Source organism: Pseudomonas sp. VMV1, from assembly GCF_056790235.1.
This window is the reverse complement of sequence record NZ_JBXGSE010000004.1, coordinates 195,569-211,651: the sequence shown is the minus strand read 5'-3', so window position 1 is coordinate 211,651 and position 16,083 is coordinate 195,569. Positions and strand designations below refer to the sequence as shown.

Here is a 16,083-nt window from a genome sequence, read left to right as displayed (position 1 = left end):
GGGCTCGTTGCACTTCCAGAAAGATCGTCAAGGCAGCCAAGCCTGTTCTTGCCGCAGGGCGGAAGACCCCGGAAACGAAAAACCCCGGCCAATGCCGGGGTTTTTCGTTGTCAGGCGACAATCAGGCCTTAAAGGACCTGCAGATCACCCAGCCCATCCAGGTAGCGCTCGGCGTCCAGGGCGGCCATGCAGCCGGCACCGGCCGAGGTGATGGCCTGGCGGTAGGTGTGGTCGGCCACGTCACCGGCGGCGAACACACCCGGCACGTTGGTGGCGGTGGCATTGGCCTCGCGACCGCCCTTCACCACCAGGTAGCCGTCGTGGCTGTCCAGCTGGCCTTCGAACAGCGCGGTATTGGGCGTATGGCCGATGGCGACGAACAGACCGGCCACCTGCAACTCCTCGGTGCTGCCGTCGTTGTTCTTCAGGCGCACCCCGGTGACGCCCATGTTGTCACCCAACACTTCGTCGACGCTGGCGTTGAGCTTGAGCGCCATCTTGCCTTCGGCAACCCGGGCGCGCAGCTTGTCCTGCAGGATCTTCTCGGCGCGGAAGGTCTCGCGGCGGTGGATCAGGGTGACCTTGCTGGCGATGTTGGCCAGGTACAGCGCCTCCTCGACCGCGGTGTTGCCGCCGCCGACCACCGCCACCTCGCGATTGCGATAGAAGAAGCCGTCGCAGGTGGCGCAGGCGGATACGCCCTTGCCCATGAAGGCTTCTTCGCTGGCCAGACCCAGGTAGCGGGCGCTGGCGCCGGTGGCGATGATCAGGGCATCGCAGGTGTAGGTGGCACTGTCACCCTTGAGGGTATAGGGCTTGCCACCGAAGTCCACGGCATTGATATGGTCGAAGACGATCTCGGTCTCGAAGCGCTCGGCGTGCTCGCGCATCCGCTCCATCAGTGCCGGACCGGTCAGGTCATGAGGATCGCCAGGCCAGTTGTCGACCTCGGTGGTGGTGGTCAGCTGGCCGCCCATCTGCATGCCGGTGATCAGCAGCGGCTTGAGGTTGGCACGAGCGGCATAGACCGCGGCCGTGTAACCGGCTGGACCGGAACCAAGGATGATGAGACGCGAATGGCGCGTGGTGCTGGCTTCAGACATGACATTCTCCCTGCCGGGGTCTCCGGCAGACCAAAGAGTAAAGTGGCCCGTGCGCCGCTGGGGCGCACCGGCCGGTGTTCGTGCGGAGCCGTTCCGCAGCGCTCATCGCTCCTGGCGAGGGCGCGACCGGTGTCGACGGGCGGACACCGGGTCCAAGGATGGGCTCAGCCTAACGGGCATGGCCCTTCCATAGAAGCGAGCATTCTAAATCCAGACCATAGGGCGCGCCTATGTCGACCGCTTCGCCAATGGCGCCCTAAGGTAAGCTGTGCCTTCCCGCCACTCGTCAGGAATGTTCATGGCTGTCGCTCCCCTGTCCGGCTCCGCCTACTTCGCCGAAGGCCTGCGCCTGGTGACCCGCCGCGGCATGCGCCGCTTCGTGGTCATCCCGCTCACCATCAATCTGCTGCTCTACGCCGCCATCCTCACCTTCGCCGTACGGGGCTTCGAGGGCTGGCTGGACCAACTGATGCCGAGCCTGCCCGCCTGGGCCGGATTCGTCGAATGGCTGCTCTGGCCGCTGTTCGTGCTCTTGCTGCTGGCGATCATCTTCTTCACCTTCACGATGCTGGCCAATCTGGTGGCGGCGCCCTTCAACGGCTTTCTCGCGGAAAAGGTCGAGGTGCTGGTGCGCGGGCAGGATGATTTCCCATCCTTCAATCTCACCGAGTTGGTCACCATGGTGCCGCGCACCTTGCAGCGTGAAGTGCGCAAGCTGGGCTACTACCTGCCACGCGCCCTGGGGCTGCTGGTGTTGACCTTCATCCCCGGCCTCAACCTGATCGCCGCGCCGCTGTGGATCCTGTTCGGCGTCTGGATGATGGCGGTGCAGTACATCGACTTCCCCGCCGACAACCACAAGCTGGATTTCCGCAGCATGCTCGCCTGGCTGCGTACCCGCCGCCTGCGCTGCCTGGGCTTTGGCGGCGTGACCTACCTGGCGCTGCTGGTGCCCGGCCTGAACGCCCTGTTCATGCCTGCCGCCGTGGCCGGGGCGACGCTGTTCTGGGTGCGTGAAGGGGGCGACAAGGCATTAGTGGTGCGCTCTTGATCGCCCGGATCGTTGGGCTTCGGCGATAAGGCCACCTCAACCCAACCTACGGCTATCCTCCACGGAGGTTGGGTTGAGCGCAGCGAAGCCCAACACCCCAACTCCCGATCGTTGGGCTTCGGCGACGGAGCCGCCTCAACCCAACCTACGGCTATCCTCCACGTAGGTTGGGTTGAGCGCAGCGAAGCCCAACACCCCTAACTCCCGATCGTTGGGCTTCGGCGATAAGGCCACCTCAACCCAACCTACGGCTATCCTCCGCGTAGGTTGGGTTGAGCGCAGCGAAGCCCAACAATTCCGGACCACCATGCCGGATACTACAGTTTCCAGCTGTTGGGCTTCGGCGACGGAGCCGCCTCAACCCAACCTACGACACGTCCCGCCCACACCAACAAACCGGCCCCCTGGGAGAGGGTTGGGGTGAGGGCCGCCCTTCACGGACTCCAGAAACGACAACGCCCGTGCCGGCAAGGCCGGACACGGGCGTTGTAGGAGCCTGTTGCCAGGCTTAGTGCTGGTGACCACCTTCGCCATGGATGTGACCATGGGCGATTTCTTCGTCGCTGGCGGCACGCACGTTGACCACCTTCACATCGAAGTTCAGGCGCTGGCCGGCCAGGGGATGGTTGCCGTCAACGGTGACCTGGTCGCCGTCGATGTCACGCACGGTGACGATCTGCATGGCGCCGTCCGGGCCGGAGGCATGGAACTGCATGCCCACTTCCAGCTCGTCCACACCTTCGAACATTTCCTTGCCCAGGGTGGCGACCAGCTCCGGAGTGTATTCGCCATAGGCGTCTTCCGGCTCGATGGCCACTTTCAGCTCGTCACCGGCCTGCTTGCCGGACAGAGCACGCTCCAGACCCGGAATGATGTTGCCTGCGCCTTGCAGGTACACCAGCGGAGCACCACCAGCGGAGCTGTCGATGACTTCGCCGGCGTCGTTGGTCAGGGTGTAGTCGATGGATACTGCCGTGTTCGCCGCGATCTGCATGGCCAGAACCTTCATGCTGGGAAAAATTTAGGATGACGCATCAGTCTACGCGTCCAACTTAGCAATTGCGAATGCGTTCGGTCAGTCCCCTGGCGCCCGGAGGCATCTGGAGGGCGCCCCTGCAACGGTGTTCGACCGCTCGTCACGCAATCGCCATGGCCGCTTCACGGGGCTGTCATCCCGGCTACCTAGGGTTTGCTGCATACCCACTGCCGGAGCCCTGCCATGCCGATTCCAGTGTCCGCTCCACCCGCGCTGCGCGCCGAACGCCTGTCGACCGCCGCGGACATCCGCGCCGCCCAGCGCCTGCGGGCCTCGGTCTTCGGCAGTACCTACGGCGTGCATTTCGCCGACAATCTCGACCAGGATGCCTTCGATGCCCACTGCCTGCATCTGGGGGTGCGTGACCTGCGCAACGGCGAGCTGATCGCCACCACGCGCCTGCTCGACGGCCGTCGGCGCGAGCACCTGGGTAGCCTCTACAGCGAAAGCGAATTCCAGCTGGAGGGTCTGGACACCCTGCAGGGCCCGCTGCTGGAAATCGGCCGCACCTGCGTGGCGCCCGGGCATCGCACCGGCGCGGCCATCGCCCTGCTGTGGGCGGAACTGGCCGAGATCATGGCCTGCGGCGACTACCGCTACCTGATGGGCTGCGCCAGCGTGCCCATGGCCGACGGTGGCCTGCAGGCCGCTGCCCTGCTGCGCCAGGCTGCGCGGGACGAGCGCACCCCGGCGATCCGCGCCACGCCGCGGCGGCCACTGCCCTTCGTCGCCGTGCCGGACAACCTGGTGGTGCAACTGCCGCCCCTGCTCAAGGCCTATCTGCGCCTGGGCGCCCAGGTCTGCGGTGCACCCTGCTGGGATCCGGAATTCGGCGTGGCCGACGTCTTCATCCTGCTCAAGCGCGAAGACCTCTGCCCGCGCTATGCCCGCCACTTCAAGGCCGCGGTATGAGGCGACTGCGCCTCGCCCTGCGCCTCATGCCGGTCCTGGCTGCGCTGCTGCTCGGGGCGTTGTTCGCCCTGACGGTGGCGCTGGCATCCGCCCTCAGTGGCCGGCCCTGCCTGATGCTGCGCCAGCGGCTGACGCGGTGTTTCTTCCAGGCGCTGGCCCAGGCGCTGCGGCTACGCTTGGAGGTGAGTGGCCAGGTGCCGCGCGGCACCTATCTCTGGCTGGCCAATCATGTGTCCTGGCTGGACATCGTCGGCCTCGGCAGCCTAAGACCACTGAGTTTCCTGTCCAAGGCCGAGGTGGCGGACTGGCCCTTTGCCGGCTGGCTGACACGCCAGGCCGGTACCCTGTTCATCCGCCGTGGCGCCAAGCGCGGTGATGCCCTCGGCGAGGCCCTGACCACGCGGCTGACCCAGGGCTTGTCGCTGGCGCTCTTTCCCGAGGGCACCACCACCGATGGCAGCGGACTCCGAACCTTTCATGGCCGGCTGTTGAGTCCGGCCATCGCCACCAGCACGCCGCTGCAACCCGTCGCCCTGAGCTATTGGCGCCATGGCACGCGCGACCAGACGGCCGCCTTCATCGGCGAGGACGATCTGGTCAGCCACCTGCTGCGGCTGCTGGACAACGGCGGTACCACCCTGAGGATCGAACTGCTGCCGCCGATCCAACCCCAGGGCCGGCCGCGTCAGGTACTGGCAGGTGAATGCCAGGCGGGCATCGCCGCCCGCCTCGGGATTCAACTGGAAACGCGCGCCGCGCGCTCGGCAGCGGCAAAGGCCTGCAGCTGCGGATAGAAGTCGCGAAAGTCTGCCAGCAGTCCGTCGTAGGCGGCGTCCAGCTCGGCGAAGGCTCCGGCCAGCAGCTCCGGACGCGACAGCCGCCGCGCCATGCCTTCTACCACCCGTTCCAGCACGGCGAAGTCCGTGTAGCTGCCCAGCCAGTCCTGGCGCGCCATCAGCGGGGCGATGGAGGCCAGTCGCGGCGGCAGTTCCGGCTCGTCCAGCAGGGTCTGGTAGCAATCCGCGACAAAGCTCGGCAGCGGCTGATCGGCGTAGTCGGGCCAGAGGCGCGCCAGACAGTGATCGAAGAAGACGTCCACCAGCAGACCGGACACTCGCCGTCGCGCCGCGGGCAGCCGGGCCTTGGCCCGGATCACCAGGGGGTGGTCATCGGTGTAGACGTCGATGCGCCGATGCAGCCGGATGCCGGCGGCGATCCCGGTTGGCCAGGCGTCCGCCGAACCCTTGACGAAATCGCCATAGAGACTGCCAAGACGGTCTTCGCGGCTGGGGCCGCCCAGGTGCAGGTGAGCGAGATAATTCATCACACCAGCATACTCCAGCCGCAACCGGGCGGTTTTCCTGGACGACCCGCGGCTGCTAGGCTCGGACCTCCTTCCCTTCTCCGCTGGAGTCGTCATGCCCGCTCGCGCCGTGTTCCTCGACTATGCCTCCCTTGACCTGGGCGATCTGGACCCGGCGCCGCTGCGTGCGGTGTTCGACGAGCTGGAGCTGTACCCCGCCACCGCCTCGGACGAGATCACCGCGCGACTGGCCGGCGCCCAGGTCGCCATCGTCAACAAGGTGGTGCTGGACGCCCAGACCCTGGCCGCCTGCCCGGAATTGAAACTGGTGCTGGTGAGCGCCACCGGTACCAACAACATCGACCTGGAAGCCGCGCGCGCCCAGGGCGTGCGCGTCTGCAACTGCCAGGGCTACGGCACCGCCTCGGTCGCCCAGCACACCCTGGCGCTGCTACTGGCCCTGGCCACCCGCTTGCCGGACTACCAAGCGGATATCCGTGCTGGGCGCTGGCAGACCGCCAGCCAGTTCTGCCTGCTCGATCACCCCATCGTCGAGCTGGAGGGCAAGACCCTTGGCCTGCTCGGCCTGGGCGAGTTAGGCAGCGCGGTGAAGCGCCTGGCCGAGGCCTTCGGCATGCAGACCCTGGTGGGTCAGTTGCCCGGCCGTCCGGCGCGCCCTGGCAGCCTGCCGCTGGCCGAACTGCTGCCCCAGGTGGACGCCCTGACGATGCACTGCCCGCTGACCGAGCAGACCCGCGGCCTGATTGGTGCGGCGGAACTGGCGGCGATGAAATCCACGGCCTTCCTGGTCAACACCGCACGCGGCGGCATCGTCGACGAACAGGCCCTGGCCGATTGCCTGAGACGCGGCCACCTGGCCGGCGCCGCCAGCGACGTGCTCAGCGTGGAGCCCCCGCGCGACGGCAATCCGCTGCTGGCCAGCGACATTCCGCGACTGATCGTCACCCCGCACAACGCCTGGGGCAGTCGCGAGGCGCGCCAGCGGATCATCGGCCAGCTCGCCGCCAATGCCGAAGGCCATTTCACCGGCACACCGCAGCGAGTGGTCTGCTAAAGTTCGCGCTTTTTTCGCCAGGTAGCCCCATGGATCCGCGCAGCGAAGTCCTCCTCCGTCATCCCGAGCGCTTCGGCGGCCCCCTGCTGCTGGCGGGGCTACCGGCTGACGACCTGCTCGGCGCCCTGCCCGCGGCCAGTGGCTGGAGTTGGCACGCCGGCGAGGCCGAGCAACTGGCCCGGCGCTATCCGGAACGCTCTCTTCTAGGCATCGAACCGCCCCCGGGCGACTTCGCTGGCGCCGTGCTGTTCCTGCCCAAGTCCCGCGAGGCCACCGACTTCCTGCTCACCGCCCTGGCTCGCTGCCTGCCGGCCGACGGCAGCCTCTATCTGGTCGGCGAAAAGAAGGCCGGTATCGAACGCGCCGCGCGCCAGCTGGGTGCCTTCGGCAAGGCCAGCAAGCTCGACAGTGCTCGTCACTGCCAACTGTGGGTGGTGCAAGGCCCGCATACCGAGGCCGACCCGCGTCCGGACGCCTGGCTGCAACGCCAGCAGCTGGCCCGGGCCGGGGTGGAACTTGAGATCTTCAGCCTGCCGGGGGTGTTCAGCCATGGGCGGCTGGACGTGGGCACGGCGCTGCTGCTGGAGCAACTGGATGGCTTGCCCGAAGGTGCGGTGCTCGACTTCGGCTGCGGCGCGGGCGTGGTCGGCGCCACCCTGGCCCGCCGCTATCCCGCCAGCACCTTGCATCTGCTGGACGTGGACGCCTTCGCCGTCGCCAGCAGTCGTCAGACCCTGGCGGCCAACGGCCTGACTGGAACGGTGATCGCGGGTGACGGCATCGCCGCGGCGCCCACCGGGCTCGCCGCCATCGTCAGCAATCCGCCCTTCCACAGTGGCGTGAAGACCGACTATCGCACCACCGAGACCCTGCTGGCCGATGCGGTACACCATCTGCGCCCCGGCGGCGAGCTGCGCCTGGTGGCCAACAGCTTTCTGCGCTATCCCCCATTGATCGAGGCTGCCTTCGGCAACTGCCGAACCCTGGCCGAGCGGGACGGCTTCAAGGTCTATAGCGCGCGGCGGCGGTAACGCTGTTGGGCTTCGCTGTGCTCGCCCCAACCTACGCGGCATCCGTAGGTTGGGTTGAGACGGCTCCATCGTCGAAGCCCAACAGGCGCGGCCGAACCGCGGCAATTTTACCCCCGTAGTACCCAACCAGCACCCTCTCCCCTTGGGAGAGGGTTGGGGTGAGGGAAACCGCCACCCCTAGCCAAAACCTCACCCCTTCTTCGCCGCCTCATACAACGGCATCACCTTGGGAATCGCCGCCTGCAGCGCCTTGGTGCGGTTGGCGTCGGACGGGTGGGTGCTGAGGAATTCCGCCGGCTGCTTGCCCTGGCTGGCTTGGGCCATCTTCTGCCAGAGGGTGATGGCGGCGTTGGGGTTGTAGCCGGCGCGGGCCGAGAGCTCCAGGCCAATGAGGTCGGCCTCGTTCTCGTTGCCACGGCTGAACGGCAGGGTCAGGGCCACCTGGGACACCTGGTCGGCCAGTTGCATGCCGCCCTGGCCGACACCCAGCAGGGCGCCGCCGAGGTTCTCGCCCATCTGGATGGCATAGGCCCGCGACATCTGCTCGCGGCTGTGCTCGCGCAGGGCGTGGGCGATCTCGTGGCCCATCACCGCCGCCAGTTCGTCGTCGGTCAGCTTGAGCTGATCGATGAGGCCGCTGTAGACGAAGATCTTGCCGCCCGGGCCGCAGTTGGCGTTGAGCTCGTCGCTCTGCACCAGGTTGACCTGCCAGTCCCAGTTCACCGCGTCCGGGCGGAAGGCCGTGGTCTGCGGGATCAGGCGCTTGGCGATGGCGGCGACGCGCTTGCCGTCGGCGCTGTCATTGGCCAGCTTGCCGGCGGACTTGGCTTCGCTGACCGTCTTGGCATAGGACTGGGCGTACATCTGGTTGACCTGCTGCTCGGACAGCATGCTGAACATGTACTGCTTGCGCTGCACCCCGACCGCGCCACCCGAGGTGGTGTTGACGGTCTGGCAGGCGACCAGTAGCAGGCTCAAGGACAGGCCCGCGAGGGGAAGAACACGGCGCATGGGAATCTCCAGGTATCGAGGCGGATACAGCATAGAGAGGGGCGTCACGCGCGGCAACGTTCGTACGCAGGCGACCGGAGGCCTCAATGGATCGTCAGCGCCGCCGATAGCCACGGCATTGAATGCCCTCCGGAGTCCCCGATGAGTTCCAGATCCATCCGCACCTCTATCACCCTGCTGGCCGGCGCCTGCATCCTGGTGGTGGTGATCGCCCTGATCGCCTATACCCTGCTCGCCGGTCAGCGGACCCGCACGCTGGTCGATACCCATACCGAGGCCCTGGCCGCCAATGCCGCGGAGGCCCAGCTGACCGCGGAAGCCGAAGCCGTGGGCAACCAGCTGCAGCGCCAGCTGGACGTCCCCCTGCAACTCGCCAACCAGCTGGCGCAGCTCAACGTGGCCATGGGCAGCGGTGGCGACCAACAGGTCGACCTGGATCGCCAGAGTCTGGTCCGGCTGCTGGGCCAGACCCTCAAGCGCCAGCCCGGCCTGCTCAGCCTCTATACCGTCTGGGAGCCTAATGCCATCGATGGCCAGGACGAGCGCCATCGCGGCGACGCCGCGGCCGGTTACGATGAGCAGGGCCGCTTCACCCCCTGGTGGCACAAGACCCTCGATGGCGACGTGACGGTGGAGCCGATCGGCCCGACCGTGGAAAGCCAGACCCGGCTGCCGTCGGGCGTGCGCGAAGGCGAGTACTACCTCTGCCCGCGGGAGTCCCGTACCACCTGCGTGCTCGACCCCATGCCCGATACCGTCAACGAACAACAGGTGCTGATCGCCTCCTTCAACGTACCCATCCTGGTCGGTGGCGCCTTCAAGGGCGTGGTCGGCGCCGACGTGCCACTGGACTTCATCCAGCGCCAGCTGGTCAAGGCCAATGGCCGTCTCTATGGCGGCGTGGGGCGCATGGCCCTGGTGGCCGGCAAGGGCACCCTGGTCGCCTACACTGCCGACGCCGCCCAGCTGGGCAAGCCGGCCGAACCGGTGCTGGGCGCAACCCTGGCCGGTCTCAAGGACCTTGGCGAGGGCGTCACGCGCCGTTTTGATGCCAAAAGCGAGCGCTACCAGGTCTATCTGCCGCTGCGCTTCACCGGCGACGACCGTCAGGTCTGGACACTGATCATCGAGCTGCCCCGCGAAGCGGTGCTGGCCGATCTCTACAGCCTCAAGGAAACCCTGGGCACGCAGAGACACCAGGACGTGATCGGCATGCTGCTGGTGGGCCTGGCGGTCGCCGGCGCCGGCCTGTTGGTGCTCTGGTTGATCAGCCTGCGCATTGCCCGTCCGCTGCGGCAGATGGTCGCCATGCTCGACGCCATCGGCCAGGGCGATGGCGACCTGACGCAGCGCCTCGCCACTGATCGCCGTGACGAGGTTGGGGCCATGGCCGGCGGCTTCAACAGCTTCCTGGCGTCGCTGCAGAACCTCATCGGCCAGCTGGTCCGCTCGGTGGGCGAGGTGGCCACGGCGGCCGACCACACCTCCCATATCGCCCAGCGCACCCGCGACGGCGTGGAGCGGCAGTTGCAGGAGATCGACCAGCTGGCGACCGCCATGCAGGAGATGACCGCTACCGCGCAGGACGTGGCCGGCAATGCCGGTCGCGCGGCGCGCGCCGCCACCGAGGCGGATGGCGCGGTCAACGAAGGTCAGCGGCTGGTGCAGCAGAACGTCGCCAGCAGTACCGCTCTCGCCCAGGAGATCGAACGCGCGGTGGACCAGGTCCGCCGGGTCGCCGAGGACAGCGAGAACATCGGCTCCATCCTCACCACCATCAACGGCATCGCCGAGCAGACCAATCTGCTGGCGCTCAACGCCGCCATCGAGGCGGCCCGGGCCGGCGAACAGGGCCGTGGCTTCGCGGTGGTGGCCGACGAGGTGCGCAACCTGGCACAGAAGACCCAGGTCGCCACTGGCGAGATCCAGGCGATGATCCAGCGCCTGCAGCAGGGCACCCGCGAGGCGGTGACGGTGATGCAAAGCAGCGGTGCCCAGACCAGCACGCAGGTCGCCCAGACCGAGGCCACCCGTCGCGCCCTGGACACCATCCTGGCGGCCGTGAGCGAGATCACCACCATGAACCTGCAGATCGCCAGCGCGGCGGAAGAGCAAAGCGCGGTGGCCGAAGACATCAATCGCAACGTGGTCAACATCGGCCAGAGCGCCCAGGCGGTTCACGGCGAAGCCGACAGCGCCTCGCGTGCCGGCCAGCAGCTGCGCGAGCTGGCCGAGCAGCAACGCCAGCTGGCGGGACGTTTCCGCGTCTAGCAGCGCGACCCTCGTGCCCCTCTCCCCTTGGGCGAGGGCTGGGGTCAAGGCCGGGTCACCACCCGGCCCCCTCGACACCTTGGCGTTCGTCGGCAGGGCTACCCGGCCAAAACCCTAAAGGGGGAGCGGTGCACTGCCGATAGCCTGGCGCCACCCAAGCACTGGAGTGCTCTCGATGTCTTTCCGCTCAGTTCGTACGACCATCACGCTGCTCTCGGGGAGCTGCATCCTGGCCGTCGTCATGGCGCTCGTCGGTTATGTGCTCTTTGCCGGCATGCGTACCCAGAGTCTGGTCGACACCCATACCGCCCAGCTTGCCGAACGTGCCGTCCAGGCCCGACTGGACGCCCAGGCCCAGGCGATCGCCGGCAACCTGATGCAGAAGCTGGATCTGCCGCTCACCGTCGCCCGCGGCATCGCCCAGCTCAATGCCCAGGCCGACAGCAGTGCCGAACGACACCTGAAGATCGACCGCGACGGCCTCTCCAACCTGCTTCAGGAAACCCTGCTCGACAATCCCGAACTGCTCGATGTCTATGCGGGCTGGGAGCCCAATGCCTTCGACGGCGCAGATGCCCAGTACGTCGGACGCAGCGAAGCCGGCTATGACGCCACGGGTCGCTTCATGCCCTGGTGGTATCGCACGCCCGAGGGCGGGCTGAAGGTGGAGCCGCTGGGACCGACCATGGAGAGCCAGACCATCCTGCCTACCGGGGTCCGCGAGGGTGAGTACTATCTCTGCCCGCGGCAGCGTCTCAAACCCTGCATCGTCGACCCGGCACCCTACGAGATGAATGGGCAGAAGATCCTGATGTCCTCCTTCAATGTGCCCATCCTGGTCAAGGGCGCTTTCAAGGGCGTGGTCGGCGCCGATCTGTCCCTGGCCTTCATCCAGGAACAGCTCAAGCAGGCCAATGCCGGACTCTACGACGGCGCCGGCAGCATGGCACTGGTCGCCAACCGCGGCACCCTGGTGGCCTATACCCGGGATCCCAAGGCACTTGGCGAGCCGGCCACACAGATTCTCGGCGACGCCGCCCAGGGCCTGGCGCAACTCGGCGACGGCGTGACCCGCCGCTTCGACAGCCAGCACGACCTCTACCAGGTGTATCTACCCCTGCGCCTGGGCAGCGATGCCACCACCTGGACACTGATCCTGCAGCTGCCCCGTGCCGCGGTGCTCAGCGACCTGCAGCTCCTGCAACAGGCCCTCGGCGAGCAACGCCGCACCGACATGATCGGCATGCTGCTGGTGGGCCTGCTGGTAGCCGGCGGCGGCCTGCTGCTGCTCTGGCTCATCAGCCTGCGTATCGCCCGACCCCTGCGGCAGATGGTGGCCATGCTCGACGACATCGCCAAGGGCGATGGGGACCTGACCCAGCGGCTGACGGTCAATCGCCGGGACGAACTTGGCGCCATCGCGACTGGCTTCAATGCCTTCCTCGGCTCCCTGCAGCACCTTATCGGTCAGCTGGTGCACTCGGTTGGCGACGTGAACGCGGCTGCCAGCCAGACCACCGACATCGCCCAACGCACCCGCGACGGCGTCCAGCGTCAGCTGCAGGAAATCGATCAGGTGGCCACCGCCATGCAGGAGATGACGGCTACCGCCCAGGACGTCGCCAGCAATGCCGGCCGCGCCGCTCAAGCCGCCACCCAGGCCGACAAGGCGGTCGGCGAAGGCCAGCGCGTGGTCCAGCAGAACGTTCGTGACTGCACCAGGCTGGCCGAGGAAATCGAGCGTGCCGTGACTCAGGTACGCTTGGTGGCGGACGACAGCGAGAATATCGGCTCCATCCTCACCACCATCAACGGTATCGCCGAACAGACCAACCTGCTGGCGCTCAACGCGGCCATCGAGGCGGCCCGGGCTGGCGAACAGGGCCGCGGCTTCGCCGTGGTGGCCGACGAGGTACGTACCCTGGCGCAAAAGACCCAAATCGCCACTGGAGAGATTCAGAGCATGATCCAGCGCTTGCAGAGCGGCACCCGCGATGCCGTGGCGCTGATGCAGGACAGTCATGCCCAGACCGACAATCAGGTGGAACAGACCCAGGCCGCCAGCCGGGCTCTGGAGGTCATTCTCGCGGCTGTCGGCGAGATCACCGAGATGAATCTGCAGATCGCCAGCGCGGCCGAGGAACAGAGCGCCGTGGCCGAGGACATCAACCGCAACGTGGTCAACATCGGCCAGGCGGCCAATGGCGTACACGACCAGGCGGATCAGGCTTCACGTGCCGGCGGTCATCTGAGCGAACTGGCCGAGCGACAGCACCAGTTGGCGGCGCGCTTCAAGGTCTGACTACAGCGGCGTCAAACACTCCGGCCCATCCACCTCGGGCCGGTTGACGATGTCCGCCAGCACCCGCTCGCGCAGCGGCATGCCGCCGGTCGCCAGCACTTCCTGCAGGGCCTCGGGAGAGCTTTCCGGATCCTGCCAGAGGGCACGGCCCGCCTCGTCGAGCAGAATGGGGCGGCGCAGCGGGCCGGCCGGCTGGGTGACCATGGCCACCGACAGCCAGAGCTGATCGCCGGCCGGATAGGCCTCCCAGAGCGCGGCGAACCAGGCCAGCGGCTCGCCATTGAGCATCCAGTAGGGTCGCTTGCGGTGGTTGCCGCGCCACTCATAGAAGCCATTGGCCGGCAGCAGGCAGCGCCGCAGGCGAAAGGCCTCGCGAAACATCGGCTGGGTAGCCAGGCTTTCAGCACGGGCATGGGTGGGGGTGCGGGAAAGATCGGTGAGCCAGGGGGGCGTCAGTCCCCAGCGGCCACTGTCGAGACGCTCGCCCTCCTCCGTGCGCCGCTGCAGCAGCACCTGCTGATGGGGGGAGATGTTCCAGCGCGGCGGATGCCGTTCAGGCAACCCCGGCAGCGCGGCGAATTCGGTGGGCCAGCGGAACAGGGCGTAGCGTCCGGACATGAAAACCTTTCAACAGATGAGGATGCCCTGCTCGGGGGAGGGATCCTCTCCCGGCAGGGGCGTGGCGGCATTGTACGCGGCGATCAGTGCCTGCGCGCGCTGGGCTTCCTCGTCCTCGACCAGCAGACCGAGCAGCCCCACCGCCGGCAGGTCACCGATGCCTCCGAGCAGATGGCGACCGGCGAGGAAACCACTGATGCCCTCGCTGGCGAGCACGGCCAGGAGCAGTTCGCCCTCGTGCAGCGACCCCGGCTCATAGATGCGGCGCATCAGTCATCCTCCCGCCGAACCTCGAGATTCCAGTCCTCGCCGTCGGTGTGCAGCCCGAAGCGGATCGGTCGGCAGCAGACTTCGCAGTCTTCGTAGTAGTCCTGATCACCGCCGCTGAGGTCGAGCACCACCTCGCCCGGTTCGCCGCAATAAGGGCAATCGTATTCCTGGCTTTCCAGCATCTGCCTGTACTCCTTGACCGCCAACCTGCCGCCCATCCGGCCCCTGGCGCTTGCATCTGGCGCCACGCCCACTACTATGGCCGCCGGAATTTCTACAAGAGAACACCATGGGCGAGTTCGAAGCCATTCGACCCTATAACGACGCGGAAGTCCCCGGGGTTCTGGCCCGCCTGATCGACGACGACCACTTCATCGGCATCCTTGCCGGCTACCGGTTCCCGCGCCTGTCCAAGGGACTCGGCTGGGTAGTGCGCCCCCTGCTGCGCACGCGCCTGCGCCAGGAACTGAGTGGTATCCAGAGCGTCGCGGCGCTGCAGGACAAGCTCGAACCCTATGTGGATCGCGCCATCGAGAAGGCCTCGGACGGCGTCACCTACTCGGGCATCGACCAGCTGCGCAGCGGCCGCGCCTACCTGTTCCTGGCCAACCACCGCGACATCGTGATGGACCCGGCCTTCGTCAACTATGCCGTCTACCACGCCGGTCTGCCAACGCCGCGCATCGCCATCGGCGACAACCTCCTGCAGAAGCCCTTCGTCAGCGACCTGATGCGGCTGAACAAGAGCTTCATCGTGCACCGCTCCATCAGCGGCCGGCGCGAAAAGCTGGCGGCGTACCAGAACCTGTCCGCCTACATCAATCATTCGATCCGCCAGGACGGCCAGTCCATCTGGATCGCCCAGGCCGAGGGCCGAGCCAAGGACGGCGACGACCGCACCGATTCGGCCATCCTCAAGATGTTCCACATGAGCTGCAAGGACGAGCCCTTCGCCGAACTGGTCAAGGCGCTCAACATCGTGCCGGTATCCATCAGCTACGAATTCGATCCCTGCGACCAGGCCAAGGCTCGCGAACTGCACATCCGCGCCACCACCGGCGGCTATACCAAGGCGCCGGGCGAGGATGACGTCAGCATCGCGCTGGGCATCACCGGCTACAAGGGGCGGGTGCACGTGGCCTTCGGCGAGCCGGTCAGTGGCGAGTTCGAGGATGCCAAGGCGTTGGCCCAGGAGATGGATCGGCAGATCCTCGGCAACTACCGGCTGTTTCCTGCCAGCTATCTGGCCTATGCCGCCTGGGATGGCCGCGATGCGGAGCTGGCCGTACCCGCCGTGGACGCCCTGTTTCCGGCCGAGGAGATCGAGGTCGCCCGTGCCGAGTGGGAAAGACGCCTGGCCGAATGCCCGGCGGACCACCGCGCCCAGCTGGTGCGCCAGTACGCCCAGCCGGTGCTGAACAAGTACCGCGTCCTGGCCGGTCTGGAATAGCCCACGCGCGCTCATGAAAAAGCCCGGCACGAGCCGGGCTTTTTTGTGGACGGTCGCGGCTCAGTGGCCGCTGAGCACCTGCACCACCGTCGGATCCTTGAACACCCGAGTCAGGGCATCGCTCAGGACATCGCTGACCAGCTTGGTGTTGGCCTCGGCATTGGGGGCCATGCCAAAGCGCTGGTTGAGGCTGGCACCATAGCGGCCCTTGTAGCCGCGCTGGCTGTTGCGCACCTCGACCTGGAAGGCCGCGGCGACGTCGGACGCGGTGACGTACAGCTCCTTGGGCGACTGGTAGTTCAGTTCGGCCAGGGTCAGGGTCAGCTGGGGCGCACCCGGGCCGGCATTGGGTGACGGGGTGAAGCCCATCTGGCGCACGGCCTTCTCGGCTTCCGCCTGCAGCTTGGGAATCACGTCCTGGGTCTGCACTACCACCACACTGGTGTCGGGATAGAGACCGCCGCGGGTGCCCAGGGTAAAGGAGGAACGCCCGTCGACCACCCGGACCGAGACCGGCTGGCCCTGGCCGACCGGGGCGATGGGCGCGGTGATCTGGGGTTGCGGACTCAATTGCTGGGGGCTGCTGGCACAACCGACCAGGGTCAGACCAGTGGCGGCGAGCAGGCCGAGCAACAGGCGATAGCGCATGC

16 protein-coding genes and 1 pseudogene are annotated in these 16,083 nt (G+C 67.1%); 9 read left to right on the top strand and 8 right to left on the bottom strand.

Annotated features, from left to right (window positions below):
* Positions 1–128: 128 nt before the first annotated feature.
* Positions 129–1,103 (bottom strand): thioredoxin-disulfide reductase, encoded by a 975-nt coding sequence (trxB, locus tag ACUCV0_RS15295; RefSeq protein ID WP_059313582.1) that lies wholly within the window; start codon positions 1,101–1,103, stop codon positions 129–131.
* Between the two features lie 298 nt (positions 1,104–1,401).
* On the opposite strand from trxB, the gene cysZ reads away from it, so the two are divergent.
* Entirely contained in the window at positions 1,402–2,154 is a 753-nt protein-coding gene (cysZ, locus tag ACUCV0_RS15290; RefSeq protein ID WP_482213049.1) for a sulfate transporter CysZ, read from the top strand.
* Positions 2,155–2,662: 508 nt separating this feature from the next.
* Here the strand turns inward: cysZ and ACUCV0_RS15285 are convergent.
* The gene (locus ACUCV0_RS15285; RefSeq protein WP_017639847.1) at positions 2,663–3,148 is read right to left on the bottom strand and encodes an FKBP-type peptidyl-prolyl cis-trans isomerase; all 486 of its coding nucleotides are present in this window, start codon (positions 3,146–3,148) and stop codon (positions 2,663–2,665) included.
* A 225-nt stretch (positions 3,149–3,373) separates the two neighbouring features.
* On the opposite strand from ACUCV0_RS15285, the gene ACUCV0_RS15280 reads away from it, so the two are divergent.
* Together ACUCV0_RS15280 and ACUCV0_RS15275 are read left to right on the top strand one after the other, a co-directional pair.
* Positions 3,374–4,102 (top strand): GNAT family N-acetyltransferase, encoded by a 729-nt coding sequence (locus ACUCV0_RS15280; RefSeq protein WP_059313580.1) that lies wholly within the window; start codon positions 3,374–3,376, stop codon positions 4,100–4,102.
* Positions 4,099–4,896: a lysophospholipid acyltransferase family protein gene (locus tag ACUCV0_RS15275; protein WP_482213048.1), complete on the top strand. Its 798-nt coding sequence runs from the start codon at positions 4,099–4,101 to the stop codon at positions 4,894–4,896. The genes ACUCV0_RS15280 and ACUCV0_RS15275 overlap by 4 nt, the downstream gene beginning before the upstream one ends.
* Here ACUCV0_RS15275 and ACUCV0_RS15270 read toward each other — a convergent pair.
* A complete protein-coding gene (locus tag ACUCV0_RS15270) occupies positions 4,839–5,426 on the bottom strand; it encodes an acyl carrier protein phosphodiesterase (RefSeq protein ID WP_482213047.1) in 588 nt (195 codons plus the stop codon). The genes ACUCV0_RS15275 and ACUCV0_RS15270 overlap by 58 nt on opposite strands.
* A 94-nt stretch (positions 5,427–5,520) precedes the next feature.
* Here ACUCV0_RS15270 and ACUCV0_RS15265 point away from each other — a divergent pair, with 94 nt between their 5' ends.
* Together ACUCV0_RS15265 and ACUCV0_RS15260 are read left to right on the top strand one after the other, a co-directional pair.
* The gene (locus ACUCV0_RS15265) at positions 5,521–6,480 is read left to right on the top strand and encodes a 2-hydroxyacid dehydrogenase (protein ID WP_482213046.1); all 960 of its coding nucleotides are present in this window, start codon (positions 5,521–5,523) and stop codon (positions 6,478–6,480) included.
* 29 nt (positions 6,481–6,509) lie between these two features.
* Entirely contained in the window at positions 6,510–7,511 is a 1,002-nt protein-coding gene (locus tag ACUCV0_RS15260; RefSeq protein ID WP_482213045.1) for a methyltransferase, read from the top strand.
* Between the two features lie 189 nt (positions 7,512–7,700).
* On the opposite strand, the gene ACUCV0_RS15255 is transcribed toward ACUCV0_RS15260, so the two are convergent.
* Positions 7,701–8,522, bottom strand: coding sequence for a M48 family metallopeptidase (locus tag ACUCV0_RS15255; protein ID WP_271653890.1), 822 nt, complete (start codon positions 8,520–8,522; stop codon positions 7,701–7,703).
* Between the two features lie 141 nt (positions 8,523–8,663).
* Between ACUCV0_RS15255 and ACUCV0_RS15250 the strand changes: the two are divergent.
* The 3 genes and pseudogenes from ACUCV0_RS15250 to ACUCV0_RS15240 form a co-directional block, all read left to right on the top strand.
* A pseudogene (locus ACUCV0_RS15250) lies at positions 8,664–9,935 on the top strand (cache domain-containing protein); the annotation flags it as partial.
* Positions 9,909–10,793, top strand: coding sequence for a methyl-accepting chemotaxis protein (locus ACUCV0_RS15245; RefSeq protein WP_420480503.1), 885 nt, complete (start codon positions 9,909–9,911; stop codon positions 10,791–10,793). The pseudogene ACUCV0_RS15250 and the gene ACUCV0_RS15245, both read left to right, overlap by 27 nt.
* A gap of 175 nt (positions 10,794–10,968) precedes the next feature.
* Complete coding sequence (locus tag ACUCV0_RS15240) at positions 10,969–13,095, top strand: methyl-accepting chemotaxis protein (protein ID WP_482213044.1); 2,127 nt, start codon at positions 10,969–10,971, stop codon at positions 13,093–13,095.
* On the opposite strand, the gene ACUCV0_RS15235 is transcribed toward ACUCV0_RS15240, so the two are convergent.
* The 3 genes from ACUCV0_RS15235 to ACUCV0_RS15225 are packed head-to-tail and all read right to left on the bottom strand — an operon-like array spanning position 13,096 to position 14,165.
* Complete coding sequence (locus ACUCV0_RS15235) at positions 13,096–13,713, bottom strand: SOS response-associated peptidase (protein WP_059313572.1); 618 nt, start codon at positions 13,711–13,713, stop codon at positions 13,096–13,098.
* A 9-nt stretch (positions 13,714–13,722) separates the two neighbouring features.
* Positions 13,723–13,983, bottom strand: coding sequence for a putative signal transducing protein (locus ACUCV0_RS15230; protein WP_017639857.1), 261 nt, complete (start codon positions 13,981–13,983; stop codon positions 13,723–13,725).
* Positions 13,983–14,165 carry a CPXCG motif-containing cysteine-rich protein gene (locus ACUCV0_RS15225; RefSeq protein ID WP_017639858.1) on the bottom strand — a complete coding sequence of 61 codons (183 nt, stop codon included), beginning with the start codon at positions 14,163–14,165 and terminating at the stop codon, positions 13,983–13,985. Before ACUCV0_RS15225 ends, ACUCV0_RS15230 begins: the two co-directional genes overlap by 1 nt.
* 107 nt (positions 14,166–14,272) lie before the next feature.
* Between ACUCV0_RS15225 and ACUCV0_RS15220 the strand changes: the two genes are divergently transcribed.
* Positions 14,273–15,433 (top strand): 1-acyl-sn-glycerol-3-phosphate acyltransferase, encoded by a 1,161-nt coding sequence (locus tag ACUCV0_RS15220; protein ID WP_482213043.1) that lies wholly within the window; start codon positions 14,273–14,275, stop codon positions 15,431–15,433.
* Between the two features lie 60 nt (positions 15,434–15,493).
* Here ACUCV0_RS15220 and ACUCV0_RS15215 read toward each other — a convergent pair whose 3' ends face one another.
* The gene (locus tag ACUCV0_RS15215) at positions 15,494–16,081 is read right to left on the bottom strand and encodes a YajG family lipoprotein (protein ID WP_271653885.1); all 588 of its coding nucleotides are present in this window, start codon (positions 16,079–16,081) and stop codon (positions 15,494–15,496) included.
* Between the last annotated feature and the right edge of the window lie 2 nt (positions 16,082–16,083).

Coding starts and splice junctions, on each gene's coding strand:
- ACUCV0_RS15215 (WP_271653885.1), bottom strand. CDS start 16,081: ATGCGCTATCGCCTGTTGCTCGGCCTGCTCGCCGCCACTGGTCTGACC.
- ACUCV0_RS15260 (WP_482213045.1), top strand. CDS start 6,510: ATGGATCCGCGCAGCGAAGTCCTCCTCCGTCATCCCGAGCGCTTCGGC.
- ACUCV0_RS15220 (WP_482213043.1), top strand. CDS start 14,273: ATGGGCGAGTTCGAAGCCATTCGACCCTATAACGACGCGGAAGTCCCC.
- ACUCV0_RS15225 (WP_017639858.1), bottom strand. CDS start 14,165: ATGCTGGAAAGCCAGGAATACGATTGCCCTTATTGCGGCGAACCGGGC.
- ACUCV0_RS15275 (WP_482213048.1), top strand. CDS start 4,099: ATGAGGCGACTGCGCCTCGCCCTGCGCCTCATGCCGGTCCTGGCTGCG.
- ACUCV0_RS15280 (WP_059313580.1), top strand. CDS start 3,374: ATGCCGATTCCAGTGTCCGCTCCACCCGCGCTGCGCGCCGAACGCCTG.
- ACUCV0_RS15245 (WP_420480503.1), top strand. CDS start 9,909: ATGGCCGGCGGCTTCAACAGCTTCCTGGCGTCGCTGCAGAACCTCATC.
- ACUCV0_RS15270 (WP_482213047.1), bottom strand. CDS start 5,426: ATGAATTATCTCGCTCACCTGCACCTGGGCGGCCCCAGCCGCGAAGAC.
- ACUCV0_RS15285 (WP_017639847.1), bottom strand. CDS start 3,148: ATGCAGATCGCGGCGAACACGGCAGTATCCATCGACTACACCCTGACC.
- ACUCV0_RS15235 (WP_059313572.1), bottom strand. CDS start 13,713: ATGTCCGGACGCTACGCCCTGTTCCGCTGGCCCACCGAATTCGCCGCG.
- ACUCV0_RS15240 (WP_482213044.1), top strand. CDS start 10,969: ATGTCTTTCCGCTCAGTTCGTACGACCATCACGCTGCTCTCGGGGAGC.
- cysZ (WP_482213049.1), top strand. CDS start 1,402: ATGGCTGTCGCTCCCCTGTCCGGCTCCGCCTACTTCGCCGAAGGCCTG.
- ACUCV0_RS15230 (WP_017639857.1), bottom strand. CDS start 13,983: ATGCGCCGCATCTATGAGCCGGGGTCGCTGCACGAGGGCGAACTGCTC.
- ACUCV0_RS15255 (WP_271653890.1), bottom strand. CDS start 8,522: ATGCGCCGTGTTCTTCCCCTCGCGGGCCTGTCCTTGAGCCTGCTACTG.
- ACUCV0_RS15265 (WP_482213046.1), top strand. CDS start 5,521: ATGCCCGCTCGCGCCGTGTTCCTCGACTATGCCTCCCTTGACCTGGGC.
- trxB (WP_059313582.1), bottom strand. CDS start 1,103: ATGTCTGAAGCCAGCACCACGCGCCATTCGCGTCTCATCATCCTTGGT.